We start from the raw sequence: 15,275 nt of genomic DNA, 5'->3' as shown, positions 1-15,275 counted from the left end.
GATAGAATGGTTGAAGAATTAAGTGATTGGATAGCTGACGCAGATCTTATTCAATCACTTAATCCTTCAACCATTCTATCATTCTATCATTCTCTTTATCTTTTCCATGAAAACGCCTGTCATTGCCATCTTCGACATTGGGAAGACGAATAAAAAGCTGTTTCTGTTTAATGAACGTTACGAAATCGTTTGGCAGCAAACAGAGCAGTTTGAAGAAACTGTCGACGATGACGGCTACCCGTGTGAAGATCTGGCGAAACTGACACGATGGATCAAAACGTCGCTGGAACAGGTGCTGGCCTTGTCGGATTACAACGTTCGGGCGTTAAATTTCTCGACCTACGGGGCCAGTCTGGTATATCTGGACGAAGCGAATCAACCGGTCGGGTTTCTATACAATTACCTGAAACCATTCCCGACGTCTGTCCGAGCGCAGTTTTACGGGCAGTACGGTACTGAAGCCGCCATGTGCCTCGAAACTTCATCACCCGCACTGGATAGTCTCAATTCGGGACTGATGTTGTATCGGGTAAAGTATGATAAGCCACAGTTGTTCGAGCACATTCGGTACGCGCTGCATTTACCGCAATACGTAAGTTTTCTGATTACACAGCAGGTCGTTTCCGACGTAACGAGCATTGGATGCCATACCATGTTGTGGGACTTTTCCAGTAATCAGTACCATTCCTGGGTTCTGACGGAAGGACTTGATCAGGTATTAGGCCCCATCTCCCCATCCGACAGTGTGACGGATGTTACGTGGCAGGGGCACTCACTGAAAGTGGGCGGTGGATTACATGACAGCTCAGCGGCTTTGATTCCGTATTTGGCTTCGTTTAAGGAACCGTTTGTGCTGATCTCTACCGGAACCTGGTGTATCAGTCTAAATCCATTTAATGATAACCCGCTCACCGTTGAGGAGTTGCAATACGATTGTCTTTGCTTCCTGCATTACAAAGGACGTCCGGTCAAGGCGTCGCGTCTGTTTGCAGGATACGAGCATGAGCAACAAACAAAACGGCTGGCAGAACATTTCCAGACCGATCTGAATCACTACAAAACGGTTGCATTCGATCCTGAACTGATTCATCAGCTACGTAATCATCGGACGGGTGGCGATTTTCACGAAGTGAAAGCTCCTCCCCTACAGGAATCTCTGTTCGGACATCGGAATCTGGCCGATTTCACTACGTATGAAGAAGCGTATCACCAGTTGATTCTCGACATCATCGCTCAGCAGCTTATTTCGACAAATCTGGTTCTGGCGAATTCAACGAATGCTCAAAATCCCGTCAAACGTATTTTTGTGGATGGCGGATTCAGCAAAAATCCGATCTACATGAATCTACTGGCTACGGCCTTCCCCGATCTGGAAGTGTTTGCTGCTTCTGTAGCACAGGCCACTGCTTTAGGGGCGGCTCTGGCAATCCATCGCCACTGGAACGAGCATTCGATTCCAAGCGACTGTATTGACTTGAAATACTACGCCCCTTCGCAACAGATGGTTTTGTGAATGTAATGCTACGTTAGCGCAGTGCCGAGTGAAACGGTACTACGTTTGCGATAAACATTACGATTCTACATGGGTTCAACTACAAACCAAGGCAAATACGAATCGGTTGCCTTGGTTTTTCTATGCAGGTAGCTCCTTCCTCAGCGACTAAAACCCTTGAAGCGCACGAACGCTTGAACGAGTACTACGGCATCCAAGATGTTTATGGCCGGGCCGACCCAATGCATGAACTGATCGGCACCATTCTGTCGCATCGGACGACTCACGCGAACGAAGTAACCGCTTATCGGACCATGCGCGAACGATTTCCGACCTGGGAGCAGGTTCGTGACGCGCCACTTGAGGAGTTAATCGACGCCATCAAAACGGCCAATTATCCGGAAGTGAAAGCGCCGTACATCCAGAATTTGCTAAGGCATTTATTTCAGGAAACCGGTGCGGCAAATATTGATTTTCTGGCGGATATGGACACCGAAGAAGCAATGAAGTGGCTTACGGATCTGCCGGGAATCGGTTTGAAAACCGCTACGTTGCTTCTGCTTTTTAATTTTCAGAAACCCGTTTTACCCGTCGATACGCACGTTCATCGGGTTACACAACGTGTAGGGGCAATTGGCCCGAAAGTTAGCGCCGAGAAAGCGCATACCTTATTGCTCAGCTACTTACCGAAAGAAGCCAAAGTGCTCTTCAATTTTCACAAACATTTCTACTGGCACGGTCAGCGTGTCTGTTCATGGTATTCCCCCCAATGTGGCGAGTGCGTGCTACGTTCTATGTGCGACTTTTACCAGTCAGGCTGCACAACTATATTGAGCAGTACCCCCAGCCGAAAGCAATCTAAATAACAGCGTTGCTGCTCATACCTCCCCGTCGTTCCTCTCCCCTCTTTATTGTTTGAATTCGACAAGTATTCGTTTGAAACGCACACGAAGCAGGGCTTGCTGCGCCTGTACCTTTGTCCTGTCGACAAACAACAAAAACAACCGTTAAAACACACAGCTTATGGAAACCAAAGTATGGTTTGTAACCGGAGCTTCGCAAGGGCTGGGGCTCACTTTAGTGAAAAAATTACTGGCAGAAGGCTATAACGTAGCGGTAACCTCCCGCAATGTGCACGAATTAAGTCAGGCCGTAAACGCCGGTACAGACGTATTTCTCCCACTGACCATGAATCTACTCGATGAGGAGAGCGTTGGGCAGGCTATTAGTCAGACAGTGCAACATTTTGGCCGAGTTGATGTGATTGTCAATAACGCTGGTTACGGACTGCTTGGCGCGCTGGAAGAACTCAGCGACGCCGAAGCTCGACAAAATTTTGATGTTAATGTATTTGGCTCGTTAAACGTCATCCGGCACGTATTACCGCAGTTGCGGAAACAGCAGTCAGGGCATATTATCAACATTTCCTCAATTGGCGGCTTCACAGGAGCCTTTCCAGGATTCGGGATTTATTGCGCTACCAAGTTTACCATGCAGGGATTTACGGAATCGCTAGCTGCCGAAGTAAAATCATTTGGCATTCATGCCACCGTTGTTTATCCGGGATACTTCCGAACAAACTTCCTGACTGACAGCTCGCTAAACGTTCCTAAAAATCCTATCGAAGCGTATCAGACTGTGCGGGATACGCAAACGACTCACCAGAATAACTACAATGGCAACCAGCCAGGTGATCCGGAAAAAGCGGCTGATGTGTTAATTGCCATTGCCGAACAGCCCGAACCACCGCTGCACTTATTTCTGGGTCAGGATGCATATGAGTTAGCCGAGGCAAAAATTAAATCCGTACAGCGTGATATGGACGTAGTACGTGACAAGGCAACGTCAACAAATTTTGCGGAGTAAGTGATCAAGCACAAAAACGTTGCCAGGCCGATACGTTTCTGGCAACGTTTTTGTAATAGGCTTTAGATAAAAGCGCTATCCGCTTCATTGTTTGAATCTTATAAGTGCCTATTTATCATCCAAAAGTCAGGGGAAAGAAGTAGATTGGCTTGTTCTTTAACGAAATTGATTTAGTTTACAGAATGATGGTCGAGCAGCAAACACTGGAAGATTTCTATCGGCAAAAACTCAACTGGATGCCGGAGAATCTGAAAAAGGATATCGGGCATTTCAACGTCTTCCGACTGGAAGATTGTATGGGTGCCGGTAAAACGCCTGTACAGTATAGTCGCAGAGAGTTCTATAAAATTACGCTCATGCGCGGACGACACGCCTACCACTACGCCGATAAAAGCATTGAAGTGTCGGGCACTACGTTGCTATTCTTTAATCCAGACGTTCCCTACGCATTCGAACCTCTGTCTGATGATTCGTCGGGCTGTTTCTGCATTTTTAAAGAAGCTTTTTTTACTAACCATATCCGGGGAGGCTTACGCGAGTTACCCATGTTTGCGCCCGGAGGCAAGCCCGGATACGTACTGACTGAGAGCCAGGATAACTACGTAAGTGGAATATTTCAGAAAATGCTGGATGAGATTGGCTCCGACTACGTGTATAAATATGATCTTATCCGCAATTATATTACGGAGCTGATCCACTACGCGTTAAAGAGCGAACCTGCCGAAACGCTTTATCAGCACGTGGACGCCAACGCGCGCATTACAGCCGTTTTTACGGAACTTCTCGAACGACAGTTTCCGATTGAATCGCCTTCACAGCGGTTTTCACTACGTTCGGCCCGGGATTTTGCCGAACAGTTGGCTGTGCACGTCAACCACCTGAATCGGGCCATTCGCCTGACTACGGGACGAACTACCACCGATCATATTTTTGAACGACTCTCGACCGAAGCCATTGCTTTATTGAAGCATACTTCCTGGAATATATCCGAAATCAGTTACTCGCTGGGGTTTGAAGATCCTGCCCACTTCAATCATTTTTTCAAGAAGCAGACCAATATGACGCCTTCTTCTTTTCGAGTATAGGAGCAATAAAAAATCCCCGCTGATACGTAGCGGGGATTTTTTATTGCTTGACGAGGAAAAAAGGGTTAGTTTTTATTCCCGTATTTGCGCTCGTAAAACGCCTTCGCCTGACCTACCCAGTTGTCGCGTTCGATACGTCCGGGAAAGAACTCAATGATTTCGTTGACCTGGCGAATATCTTCCTTTGAGAAATTGGCGATCTGCCGGAATGTATAAATTCCCAGACTGTGCAGTTTCCGCTCCAGAAAGGGGCCGACGCCAACAATATCTTTCAGATCATCGGCCTCCGAAGCCACGGCGCGGCCAATCCGGTCAAAATTCAATTCTGAAGCACGAGCGGCAATCCGGTTCAGCACAATCGTTTCGCGATCTTCAGCGGGCGGATTAGCGGACGCGACAACAGACGGTGCTTCTTTAGCGAATACGGCGTCTTCGATGGGCGGAAATTCAAGGGTCGAACTAATGGGAGGTAACGATACGTCATCAGCATTCAGGATGTCCTCAATGGGCGGCAGCGGCTCGGCAATGATAGGCGCGGGCGTATCGTCGTGTGAGTAGGCAGGTAGCAGCGGATCAGTCGAGACAAAAAACTGAGGTGGCTCGATAGTCGATTCAGCTTCGGAGGTATCCGGAAATACGGTTAAGGTTTGTGTTGTGGTTTCGTTTACCGTTACGTCAGCCAAACTACCTGACGCTAGTTCGCCCCGGCACTTTTCAAGATCGGCCTGTTTACCAGCAATTGCCGAACGTAGCGCACTGACGCGCCCCGACCGAACCAACCGCCCCAGCAACCAGCCAATAAACGCTGCTAACGCCAGTAACAACACCATTTCGGCGATAGCGACCGGCTGACTAAAAGGATCTAATCCAAACATAAGGTACGTGTAGTTTAAGGATATTATTTCTTTTTCGCCAGCTCTGCCGCCTGACTGACCCACCGATCTCGTTCGATACGTCCGGGGAAAAATTCGATAATGTCATTTATCTGATCGATATCCTGCGACGTAAAATTGGCGATCTGGCGGAAGGTGTAAATACCGATAGCATGAAGTTTTCGCTCCAGAAAGGGGCCGATGCCTATAATCTCCTTCAGATCATCAGCCTCATCGGCCGACGCCAGTCCGATACGTGTATAATCGACCTCGCCCGCCCGCGCACGAATACGATTCAGAATAATCGATTCTTCATTGTACGTATCGGGGGAAAGACGAATCTGTCGACAATCGTCTACAGCATCCCCAACGCTGACCAGTTGCCGTTCGAGCTCACTAATCAGTCGTTGACGGGAGACGTAACCAATGATAAAACCCAGCAAACCAGCCACCGCCAGCATAATGATGTGCTGTAGCTGCGCGTCGGGTAAGTTGAGTGGATTTAGTTCAAACATGATTTTGAAAATTTAGTATTCGTCAGTATTTCGAGCTGAAGAAACTCCTGAACCATTGAATCTGAAACCTTGAACGTACTACGTTACTTACCGAACAACCACCGTAACACGCCGATTGGCTTTCCGCCCCGACAGCGTTTTATTGTCGGCTTTTGGCTCGCTTTCGCCTTTGGCGCTGACATCAATCTGATCGGAATCGATTCCTGACTTACGCAGCTTGTTTTTTACGTCATTCGCCCGATCACGCGACAGACGCATGTTTGACTCTTCAGGACCCGTATTATCCGTATGACCGGTCAGCAAAAGTTTTTTGTCTTTGTGAGCCGATAGGTATTTAACCGCTTCATCAAAAAACTTTTGCGTTTCGTCGGTCTTGATGTAGTTGGCCTCACCCAGCGGAAAATACAGATCGATCGGTTCAAACACTGACGTATATTTCTGGGCTTCAGCCAGTTCCTTTTCCGATGTTGGATCGTTCATGACGACCAGCGACGTAGTAGATGGTGTAGACGACGTTACGGGTTCTGTCGTTTCGGCTTCTTTACCACCAAATGCAAAATCAATGCCACCGTAAAGCGAATCGCCTTTAGCAGCGAAAGGAAGATTACGTTCTTCTCCTTTGGTGGTGATCGACTCCGCCGAAAGTCCCTGCTGCACCAGATACTGCTTCATGCCTTCGGCCCGTGCCAGCCCCAGGTTCGGAAAATCGGTTCGATTTACTTCAGCGGGTGAATAATACCCGACTATTTCCAAAGTCCGTTCCGAATTTTTCTTCAAATACTTAAGCATGGGCTCCAGCGACCCACCTAGCGTATTCATGTTGGCATTGGCCCCCGACGTAGCAAAACTAAAATGACCGGGAAGTTCGAGCCGGAAACGATTTCCATCCGCGATGGTGTATACATCGGCGCCGATTGGGGTTGTCAAAAGGGTTGAATCACCCGACGTTACGTTCGATTGAGTACCATCCGGGCACAATTGTTTGATTTTGCAGACATGCCACCAGGTCGATCCGATCATCCAGAGAATGAGCAGGATAATCCAGGGAGTTTTACTTGTCATAGATGAAATGGTGGTTTAGCTTGACCTTAGGTATACTGGTTAAGACGCCCTACTGAGGAAAGGTTGCTCAAAATTACGGGCAAGTGACATAAATACAAGCCTCTTCACGAATCAGTAAATTCTTTCACTTTTTCACTACGCTGGTCAGTTAGGAAAATTTCAAACACACAAAAAACTACAAAAATAGTTTATCAACTATAAATACCGTACATTCGTCTGCACCTTATCTAAATTCACTACGTAACCATACGACGATGGAGCCAAGATTGTTTTCACCCAGCTATTTATTTGGTCTGATTGCAGGATTTGCGGTGTGTATTTGCTGCGTTCAATGCCAGTCAGCCACTGATGAGGTTTCCACCAACACAGAAGTGATTGAGCCGGATACAACGCATTTCCCCACATTTTTTCGTGATCGAGCATCGATTCTAAACGGGCGTGTCAAAATCAGGCTTGAACCGCACGGCAGTGTACGGGCCGAAGTTTTTCGAGATCAGGAAGCTCAATATGAGTTTATCCTCGACCGCGAAAAACAGCAACACCTGCTGACCCGAAACATTGACCGTGCCAACATTTATATTGATTCAAGACTTGGCCTTGTTATCGACGATCTGGCTGCTCGTAAGCGCTACGTACTAACTCCATCCGGAGCGGTACGTTGCAATCCACTTAAAATGAAACGATTGCAGAAGACTAATTACCAGGTAGTTCATGTCAACGGGTATGGCTCAACCCTCATGTCGAACGGCCATACAGGACTTGACCAATAGCGAAATCATCTGCATTGGGTCAAAAAGAACGAATTTGCTCTGTTAGTAGGCGTGTATCTGGTTAATTTGCTACCTGAATACAACCCGTGGTTTTCCACGTAACAGCGGCCTGTCCGTACTACTCAATGATTATTGATCTGCGCAGTGATACCATCACGCAACCTACGCCCGCCATGCGCGAGGCAATGTTTTCTGCTCCACTCGGCGACGACGTACTGGGCGACGACCCAACCGTTAATGCGCTCGAAGCTAAAGCAGCTGCTATGTTCGGCATGGAGGCCGCCTTGTTTTGTGCATCGGGCACAATGACCAACCAGCTCGCGATACGTACCCACACCCGCCCCGGCGACGATGTAATTTGCGATTATCTATCGCATGTATATCAGTACGAAGGGGGTGGAATATCCGTCAATGCACTGGCATCGGTTAGTCTGGTGCATGGAAACCGGGGGAAACTCACGCCCGATCTGATTCGCGAATACATTTACAGTCCGGCCGATGCACACAAACCCATATCGCGACTGGTCGTGCTTGAAAATACAGTCAACAAAGGTGGAGGGTGTTATTACACCATTCCCGAAATTTCGGCCGTCCGCCAGCTTTGTCACGAACAGGGGTTATTGCTTCACCTGGATGGTGCCCGCCTGTTCAACGCGCTGGTCGAAACGGGCGAACCGACCGAAGCGTACGGCAAACTATTTGATTCGATCAGCATCTGTCTGTCGAAAGGGCTGGGCTGTCCGGTAGGGTCTCTACTGCTTGGCAAAGCGGATTTCATTCGGCAGGCCCGGCGTTTTCGTAAGCTAATGGGTGGAGGCTGGCGCCAGGCGGGTTTTCTGGCCGCAGCCGGAATCTATGCGCTCGATCATCAGGTCGATCGTCTGAAACAGGATCATGCCCGTGCCCGAAAAATTGGCGCTATCCTGGAGCGGTTACCCGAAGTAGAAGAAATCCTGCCCATCGACACCAACATCGTTATTTTCCGGCTTCCCGAAACAATACTGGCTGCGGATTATGTTAACCAGCTGGAGGCTAAAGGCATTCGTGGCATTACGTTTGGGAAACATTTAGTGCGGTTTGTTACGCACCTCGACTTCACGGATGAACACGTTGACAAACTTACTTCGCTGTTAACAACCTGATGAAAAAAACACCAGACCAATCTGGAGCAAATTCCTACTTCTATTTAATTCTGGGGATTTTCTTCGTAATGATTGGTTTCGTGATGAAAGGAATGATCGCCTTTACGGGCGTCGGCGCTGCTTTTTTATTTCTGTACTACAGACAACAGCGTAACACAAAGGAATAACCATGCATATTCAAACCAGAACATTACAGAAATCCGATTATCATGATCTGAAAGAGACCATGATTGAGGTATATAGCGGTATCGGTGGCGATTACTGGCCGAAAAGTTCGATTACTAAACTGCTCAACATTTTTCCCGAAGGTCAGTTTTGTGTTGAGGTCGACGGTAAGGCCGTGGCCATTGCCTTAGCCATTCGGGTGAAATACGATGATTTCGGCGACAACCATACGTACTACGAAATCACAGGCGGCTATACGTTCAAAACGCACAATGATGAAGGGGATTACCTCTACGGCATCGAGGTATTCGTTCACCCTGATTACCGCGATCTGCGACTTGGTCGTCGACTTTATGATGCCCGGAAAGAACTCTGCGAACAACTTAATCTGAAGGGAATCCTGGCCGGAGGCCGTATTCCAAACTTCAATAAATACAGCGACGAACTCACCCCTCGCGAGTACATCGCGAAGGTCAAGCAGAAAGAAATTTATGATCCAACCCTGACGTTCCAGCTCTCGAACGATTTTCACGTTCGCAAGGTGCTACGTGGGTATTTGCCCGGCGACTCCGAGTCGAAAGAGTACGCTACGTTGCTGGAATGGATCAACATTTACTACGTTAAGGAGGCAGATAAAAAACCGCATACAGACTCCATTATCCGCCTGGGCGTGATTCAGTGGCAGATGCGTTTGTTCAAAAATCTAAATTCCTTTCTGGAGCAGGTTGAATTTTTCGTAAACGCCGTCAGCGATTATCGCGCTGACTTTATGGTGCTGCCGGAGTTTTTCAATACGCCCCTGATGGCCGACTTCAACGATCTGCCCGAGCCAGTAGCCATCCGAAAGCTGGCTGACTTTACCCAGCCGGTACGTGAAAAGCTCTGCGAACTGGCTATTGCCTATAACGTCAACATCGTGGGCGGCTCTATGCCGCTCGTCGACGAAGACGGAAAGCTTTACAACGTAGCGTACCTCTGCCGACGCGACGGTTCGTATGAAGAGTACCGCAAGATTCACATTACGCCCAACGAAGTGAAACACTACGGTATGGTAGGCGGCTATGAAATACGGGCGTTCGATACGGACTGTGGGAAAATTGGGATGCTGATCTGCTACGACGTCGAGTTTCCGGAGCTGAGCCGGATTCTGGCGCAGCAAGGCATGCAGATTTTGTTTATCCCGTTCCTGACCGATACGCAGAATGGCTACTCACGGGTACGTCACTGTGCACAGGCCCGGGCTATCGAAAACGAGTGCTACGTAGCGATTTCGGGTTGCGTCGGGAATCTGCCACGGGTACAGAACATGGACATCAATTACGCACAATCGGCGGTCTTTACACCTTCGGATTTCCAGTTCCCGACCAACGCCGTAAAAGCGGAAGCCACACCCAACACCGAAATGGTGCTTATCGCCGACGTTGATCTGAGCTTGCTCAAAGAATTACACGAACACGGTTCGGTGCAGGTGCTGAAAGATCGCCGGACGGATCTGTACGACGTAACGCTCAAAAAAGCCGCCAGGAAAGCGCTAAATCGGAGCGCCGACCGGCAAAAGAAAGCGTCGCCCGATAATGATCCCGAAGTGGTTGCGCCCGTAATTGTTGTGGCCGATGAGTAGGTTAACTCTTAATTAGTCTGTTAACTCAGGCACTTTTACGAAATTCCTGGTTGTCGCGGGTGTTTTTTTGTACCGCGATGCCGCCAAACAAAGCCAGTAAAAACGCAAACGCATAAAAACCTTTTTCGCTGGGCAATAAGGTTGCATTCCACAAACCAATGGTCAGCAGTGTAATTGACAGGATGGTCGAAAACCAGCAGATTCCGTAATATAGATCGGTAACGGGGAAGCCTTCCAGCCTGTCTCTAACACTTTTTTGTACAGAAACGACGGCGAAAAGACCGAACATTAAGACCGTAAAGTAGAAGCCTTTTTCGTTCAGGAGCATACTGGAGCGCCAAAGCCCGATTAAATATCCGAACATACCGGCCCCAAGAGCCAGCCACGAAGCACCCACAAAGGCGGCTGATGTTTTTTGATTCATTGCTGTTTTTGCTGTTTATTTCACGCAAACCTAACTGGAGGATGAAGCTTCAGCTAGAGGGAACTTCTAACAGGCGGATTTGAAGCTATAATAGGCTCTTTCGGGGAATCCGTTGGTAGTTTTGCCTGCTACTACCCTTGCTCGAACTCATACTCCATTCGATAAATGCACCCAGTGCAATCCCAAGGCTGTAACAAAGAAAATCGCTCCAGACAAACGAAAAGCCCAGTACCAGCGCTCCTAAGCGCGTTGCCCGAAGGCCATCAATCCAAGGGGCATGATATAACTGACTGAGCTCGATTGTAAACGAAAAAAGTAGGGCCGCCAACGTAACGCTTTTCGTAAGCCAACGTTTGAAAAGCAATCCAAAGCCGAAAAAGACCATCAACGCCCACAGTGCGTCGCCGACGTATAGTTTTACCCACGGAATATCACCGAAGAACTGACGCGAGGCCAGCCCCATGAGCATTACGATGACCATCAACAGTCCATAAATAAATCGATTTCGGTTCATGCAGAAGCCACTTGATTTGCCAGGCAAAGGTCGCCAATCCAATGCGGATTCAATTCGCCATTATTCTGACTTGTTTCTTTAAAAAATAAAAATTTCTCCTGATTGGGAATCATTTCGAGGACTAAACTGTAATATTGAAAATTACAGTAATGACCGGACAGTTTGCCATATCGATGCATATTCTAACGCTGCTGGCGAAAGCTAACGGGGAATGGCTTACGTCTGAATTCATTGCTGGTAGCATTAATATCAATCCGGTGCTGGTACGTAAGGAAGTCGTAAACCTACGTAACAAGGGGCTGGTTATCAGTCGCGAAGGTAAAAACGGGGGTAGCGCCCTGGCGAAACCAGCAGATCAGATTCGCGTGTCGGATGTTTTTCTGGCAACGCGTCAGGGGCCCTTTCTGGGCATCTCCCGCAATACGCCGAATCCTGCCTGCCCGGTTGGTCGACAAATCAATAAACACCTGGATAATCTTTATCAGGAAGCCGAAGAAGCCCTTATTCAAAAATTAGGCGACAGTACGTTGGCAGATTTCAGTCGGCGGTTCGATTAATTTTTTTACTTAAAACTGTAACAAATTTCATTACAATAATAATTTTTAATTAACCAAATACACAGATGAAACTTGCAATTATTGGCGCATCGGGTTTTGTTGGATCAGCACTTCTGGACGAGGCCTTACGACGCGGTCATGACGTAACGGCGATTGTTCGTCATCCCGAAAAAATCACGACTGTTGATCCCAAACTAACTGTAAAGCAGGGTGATGCACTGGATGCTGATACCGTATCCGAACTCGTAGCGGGTCACGACGCGGTGATCAGCGCTTTCAACGCTGGCTGGACAAATCCAAATCTGTATCAAGATTTTCTGGAGGGCTGTAAAGCGATTGAAAAAGGCACCGAGCACTCGGGCGTTAAGCGGCTGCTGGTTGTTGGTGGCGCGGGCAGCCTGGAAATTGCTCCGGGTGTTCAGTTGGTCGATACGCCCCAGTTTCCGGCTGAATGGAAAGCTGGCGCTACGTCAGCCCGCGATTATCTCAACGTACTACGTCAGAACAGTACGCTGGACTGGACGTTCCTGAGCCCAGCCATCATGCTCGTTCCCGGCGAACGTACCGCTACGTTCCGCATGGGCACTGAGCAGCCAGTTTTTGACGAAAAAGGCGAAAGCAAGATTTCCGTAACCGACCTGGCCGTAGCAATCCTGAACGAAATCGAACAGCCGCAATTCATTCAAAAGCGGTTTACAGTCGGGTATTAGAAAATATCGTTAGTTTCAACAGGATTGACAGGGCTTCTTCAAAAACAAATCCTGTTAATCCTGTTGAAGACCCATCAATAATACGATTTTGGCATGTTCGCCTTGGCAGGCCAACTCTAAGGCAGAAGCCAGATTACCAAACTGATCTCTCGCGGAAATGATACGTCCCGGTTGCAGGAAGCCGCTTTCAATCAGGCTCATGGTACGCCGGAAATCAATTGGATGCTGATAAATGATTGACGTAATAATCGTGATGCCTTGCCGGGTTATGCTAAACTCGGTAATAGCGCTGGGTTTATCAGATAAGCCAGCCACCACTACGTAGGCGCCACGGGGAGCCGCTTCGACTGCCAGCGTAAAAGCCTGAGCAGCACCCGCACATTCAAAGACGGTATGTACGTTGGCTGTTTTCCAATACGTAGCGATCTGTGACGTAGTGGCCTCAGCAGGAATGGGCTTAGCGCCGAACGTAGCAGCCAGGTTCGCTTTCTCCTGTACACGGTCGTAGGCTAAAACGGTATAGCCCATTCGCTGAGCCAGATGCGTTACGAGCAGACCAATTGCCCCCAGACCTACTATAGCTATCGTATCGCCGGGTCGGGCGGGTGATGAATAGAGGGTATGCAACGCTACAGCCGTTGGCTCGATAACCACGGCATATTCATCGCTGATCGAATCAGGAACGGGCCAGGCAAAGCGGGCGGGCACAACGGCATATTCAGCGAAACAGCCGGTTTCCAGTACGCCAATAATTCGCTTGTTTGCGCAAATATTACTACGTCCCTGCCAGCAAAAATCACACTGACCACAAGGATAATTAGGTTCAATCACAACGCGGTCGCCGAGTTGATGCGAGCTTACGCCTTCGCCTAGTTTATCGACGTAGCCCAGTCCTTCATGCCCAGTAATCAAGGGAAACGACAAGTCGGGACGGTGCCCCTGAAACAGTGATACGTCGGAGCCGCAAATACCAACCATTTTCATTCTGATGCGTACTTCGCCGGGACCGGGTTCCGGGATAAGTCGCTGCTGAAGCTCAATCGACCGGGGTGCAGTCAGGACACCGGCCTGCATATAAGCGGGGGCATTATTCATTACGTTAGGCACTTATACGACCGTTGCCAGTTGGTCATTTTTTAGCTCAATGGGCCGTAGAACGGGCATAATCAGGTGAATGACAATCAGGCCAATCAGGTAGGAACAACTGGCGAAAATAAACATGGGCCTGTATCCAAAGGTCGCCACTACGTAGCCGGTAGCCGCAGCCACGCCCATGCTGATCATTCCCCCCAGAAAGCCACCCATGCCCGTTGCTGTTGCTACCGTACCGCCGGGAAAAAGTGTCGTTGACATCGCATATACGTTTGTCGACCAACCCTGATGTGCCGCCGTAGCCAGTGCCAGCATCGCTACCACGCCAGCATAACTGTGCACAGACGGAATCAGGTAAATGGGTGTTACGGAAATAGCGCAGATGAGCAAGGTTAGTTTACGCGCCCGGTTTTCACACCAGCCATTCTTCATCAACGTAGTGGCCAGCCAGCCGAAGAAAATACTACCAATGTCGGACACGACGTAGATAATCAGGAACGGAATCCCGAAGTTTTTCAGGTCCAGTTTACGATCGAGCTGGTTGTTGGTGATTAGAAAATCGGGTAGCCAGGTGAGGTAAAAAACCAGACCGGATCAGCGAAGATCTTGCCGAAGCAGAACGCCCAGGTTTGTTTGTAGCGAACAAGTTGCCCCCACGACAGTCGGCTTTTAGCCTCGGGCGCACTCGCTACGTCCCGGCCTTCGGCAATGAGCTGATATTCAGCCGTAGTAAGCGAAGGGGTTTCTTCAGGCTTTGCGTAGCTTATCCACCAAATCACGAACATCAGTACGCCCAGAACGGCCGAAATCAGAAAAGCGCCCCGCCAGCCAAATTGCTGCATCAGCAGAGGCACCAGCAACGCCGTTGTAATAACGCCCATATTCGATCCAGCATTCAGGATACCGGTAGCTGTTGAGCGCTCGCGTCGGGGAAACCACTCGGAAATCGCTTTCATTGCCGACGGGAAGTTGGCCGCTTCGCCAAGACCTAGCACTGCCCGCACTAGCGCAAACTGCCCGGCTGTCGATACGAAACTGGATGCAATGCTGGCGACGCTCCAGACAGCAATGCCAATCGAAAAACCTTTTTTCGTTCCGATGCGATCAATCAGCCAGCCAATCAACAGAAAACCAATGGCGTAGGTCGCTTTAAACGCCGAGTCGATCAATCCCATCTGAATTCGAAATTGTTTCAGATGCTCATCCGTCAGCAACGTAGCAGGCGACAGACCCAGCAGCGTTCGCTTGAATCCGTCGTCCGTCATCACGAACGACAGCGCCTGCCGGTCTACGTAGTTAATCGTCGTTGCCAGAAACAGCAGCGCAATGATTCGCCACCGGTAATTTCCATTCATAAAAACTGAGTCGGGTTAGGTAGTTACGTCTGT

The 15,275-nt window shown here is 48.9% G+C and carries 18 protein-coding genes; 10 read left to right on the top strand and 8 right to left on the bottom strand.

Annotated elements, in window-relative coordinates; genetic code table 11:
* Positions 1-106 precede the first annotated feature (106 nt).
* From ACOJS8_RS19015 to ACOJS8_RS19000, 4 genes are all read left to right on the top strand, one after another.
* On the top strand, positions 107-1,513 hold the full coding sequence (locus ACOJS8_RS19015) for an FGGY-family carbohydrate kinase (protein ID WP_420150127.1): 1,407 nt from the start codon (positions 107-109) through the stop codon (positions 1,511-1,513).
* Positions 1,514-1,635: 122 nt separating this feature from the next.
* Positions 1,636-2,358, top strand: a complete 723-nt coding sequence (locus ACOJS8_RS19010) for an endonuclease III domain-containing protein (RefSeq protein WP_420150126.1) — start codon at positions 1,636-1,638, stop codon at positions 2,356-2,358.
* Positions 2,359-2,515: 157 nt separating this feature from the next.
* Positions 2,516-3,358 carry an oxidoreductase gene (locus tag ACOJS8_RS19005; RefSeq protein ID WP_420150125.1) on the top strand — a complete coding sequence of 281 codons (843 nt, stop codon included), beginning with the start codon at positions 2,516-2,518 and terminating at the stop codon, positions 3,356-3,358.
* A gap of 182 nt (positions 3,359-3,540) precedes the next feature.
* Positions 3,541-4,443, top strand: coding sequence for a helix-turn-helix domain-containing protein (locus ACOJS8_RS19000; RefSeq protein WP_420150124.1), 903 nt, complete (start codon positions 3,541-3,543; stop codon positions 4,441-4,443).
* A 65-nt stretch (positions 4,444-4,508) separates the two neighbouring features.
* Here ACOJS8_RS19000 and ACOJS8_RS18995 read toward each other — a convergent pair whose 3' ends face one another.
* The 3 genes from ACOJS8_RS18995 to ACOJS8_RS18985 all read right to left on the bottom strand — a co-directional run bounded on the left by ACOJS8_RS18995 (position 4,509) and on the right by ACOJS8_RS18985 (position 6,892).
* Positions 4,509-5,318, bottom strand: coding sequence for a hypothetical protein (locus tag ACOJS8_RS18995; protein WP_420150123.1), 810 nt, complete (start codon positions 5,316-5,318; stop codon positions 4,509-4,511).
* Positions 5,319-5,341: 23 nt separating this feature from the next.
* Complete coding sequence (locus tag ACOJS8_RS18990) at positions 5,342-5,830, bottom strand: hypothetical protein (protein WP_420150122.1); 489 nt, start codon at positions 5,828-5,830, stop codon at positions 5,342-5,344.
* Between the two features lie 87 nt (positions 5,831-5,917).
* A complete protein-coding gene (locus tag ACOJS8_RS18985) occupies positions 5,918-6,892 on the bottom strand; it encodes an OmpA family protein (RefSeq protein WP_420150121.1) in 975 nt (324 codons plus the stop codon).
* 254 nt (positions 6,893-7,146) lie between these two features.
* Between ACOJS8_RS18985 and ACOJS8_RS18980 the strand changes: the two genes are divergently transcribed.
* The 4 genes from ACOJS8_RS18980 to ACOJS8_RS18965 all read left to right on the top strand — a co-directional run bounded on the left by ACOJS8_RS18980 (position 7,147) and on the right by ACOJS8_RS18965 (position 10,590).
* The gene (locus tag ACOJS8_RS18980; RefSeq protein ID WP_420150120.1) at positions 7,147-7,662 is read left to right on the top strand and encodes a hypothetical protein; all 516 of its coding nucleotides are present in this window, start codon (positions 7,147-7,149) and stop codon (positions 7,660-7,662) included.
* Between the two features lie 125 nt (positions 7,663-7,787).
* Positions 7,788-8,804, top strand: a complete 1,017-nt coding sequence (locus ACOJS8_RS18975) for a threonine aldolase family protein (protein WP_420150142.1) — start codon at positions 7,788-7,790, stop codon at positions 8,802-8,804.
* Complete coding sequence (locus ACOJS8_RS18970; RefSeq protein WP_420150119.1) at positions 8,804-8,971, top strand: hypothetical protein; 168 nt, start codon at positions 8,804-8,806, stop codon at positions 8,969-8,971. The genes ACOJS8_RS18975 and ACOJS8_RS18970 overlap by 1 nt, the downstream gene beginning before the upstream one ends.
* 2 nt (positions 8,972-8,973) lie before the next feature.
* A complete protein-coding gene (locus tag ACOJS8_RS18965) occupies positions 8,974-10,590 on the top strand; it encodes a GNAT family N-acetyltransferase (protein WP_420150118.1) in 1,617 nt (538 codons plus the stop codon).
* A 25-nt stretch (positions 10,591-10,615) separates the two neighbouring features.
* Here ACOJS8_RS18965 and yiaA read toward each other — a convergent pair whose 3' ends face one another.
* Entirely contained in the window at positions 10,616-11,014 is a 399-nt protein-coding gene (yiaA, locus tag ACOJS8_RS18960) for an inner membrane protein YiaA (RefSeq protein WP_420150117.1), read from the bottom strand.
* 85 nt (positions 11,015-11,099) lie between these two features.
* Complete coding sequence (locus tag ACOJS8_RS18955; RefSeq protein WP_420150116.1) at positions 11,100-11,528, bottom strand: DUF2809 domain-containing protein; 429 nt, start codon at positions 11,526-11,528, stop codon at positions 11,100-11,102.
* 134 nt (positions 11,529-11,662) lie between these two features.
* Here ACOJS8_RS18955 and ACOJS8_RS18950 point away from each other — a divergent pair, with 134 nt between their 5' ends.
* Together ACOJS8_RS18950 and ACOJS8_RS18945 are read left to right on the top strand one after the other, a co-directional pair.
* On the top strand, positions 11,663-12,085 hold the full coding sequence (locus tag ACOJS8_RS18950) for an RrF2 family transcriptional regulator (RefSeq protein WP_420150115.1): 423 nt from the start codon (positions 11,663-11,665) through the stop codon (positions 12,083-12,085).
* Positions 12,086-12,150: 65 nt separating this feature from the next.
* Positions 12,151-12,795, top strand: coding sequence for an NAD(P)-dependent oxidoreductase (locus ACOJS8_RS18945; protein ID WP_420150114.1), 645 nt, complete (start codon positions 12,151-12,153; stop codon positions 12,793-12,795).
* A gap of 54 nt (positions 12,796-12,849) precedes the next feature.
* On the opposite strand, the gene ACOJS8_RS18940 is transcribed toward ACOJS8_RS18945, so the two are convergent.
* The 3 genes from ACOJS8_RS18940 to ACOJS8_RS18930 all read right to left on the bottom strand — a co-directional run bounded on the left by ACOJS8_RS18940 (position 12,850) and on the right by ACOJS8_RS18930 (position 15,242).
* Positions 12,850-13,890: a zinc-dependent alcohol dehydrogenase gene (locus ACOJS8_RS18940; RefSeq protein ID WP_420150113.1), complete on the bottom strand. Its 1,041-nt coding sequence runs from the start codon at positions 13,888-13,890 to the stop codon at positions 12,850-12,852.
* Between the two features lie 12 nt (positions 13,891-13,902).
* Positions 13,903-14,367: a hypothetical protein gene (locus ACOJS8_RS18935; RefSeq protein ID WP_420150112.1), complete on the bottom strand. Its 465-nt coding sequence runs from the start codon at positions 14,365-14,367 to the stop codon at positions 13,903-13,905.
* Between the two features lie 71 nt (positions 14,368-14,438).
* A complete protein-coding gene (locus ACOJS8_RS18930) occupies positions 14,439-15,242 on the bottom strand; it encodes an MFS transporter (RefSeq protein ID WP_420150111.1) in 804 nt (267 codons plus the stop codon).
* Positions 15,243-15,275 lie beyond the last annotated feature (33 nt).

Origin of the sequence: Spirosoma sp. (assembly GCF_048594605.1) — a bacterium.
Classification (GTDB): domain Bacteria; phylum Bacteroidota; class Bacteroidia; order Cytophagales; family Spirosomataceae; genus Spirosoma.
This window is presented reverse-complemented; position numbering and strand designations above follow the sequence as displayed.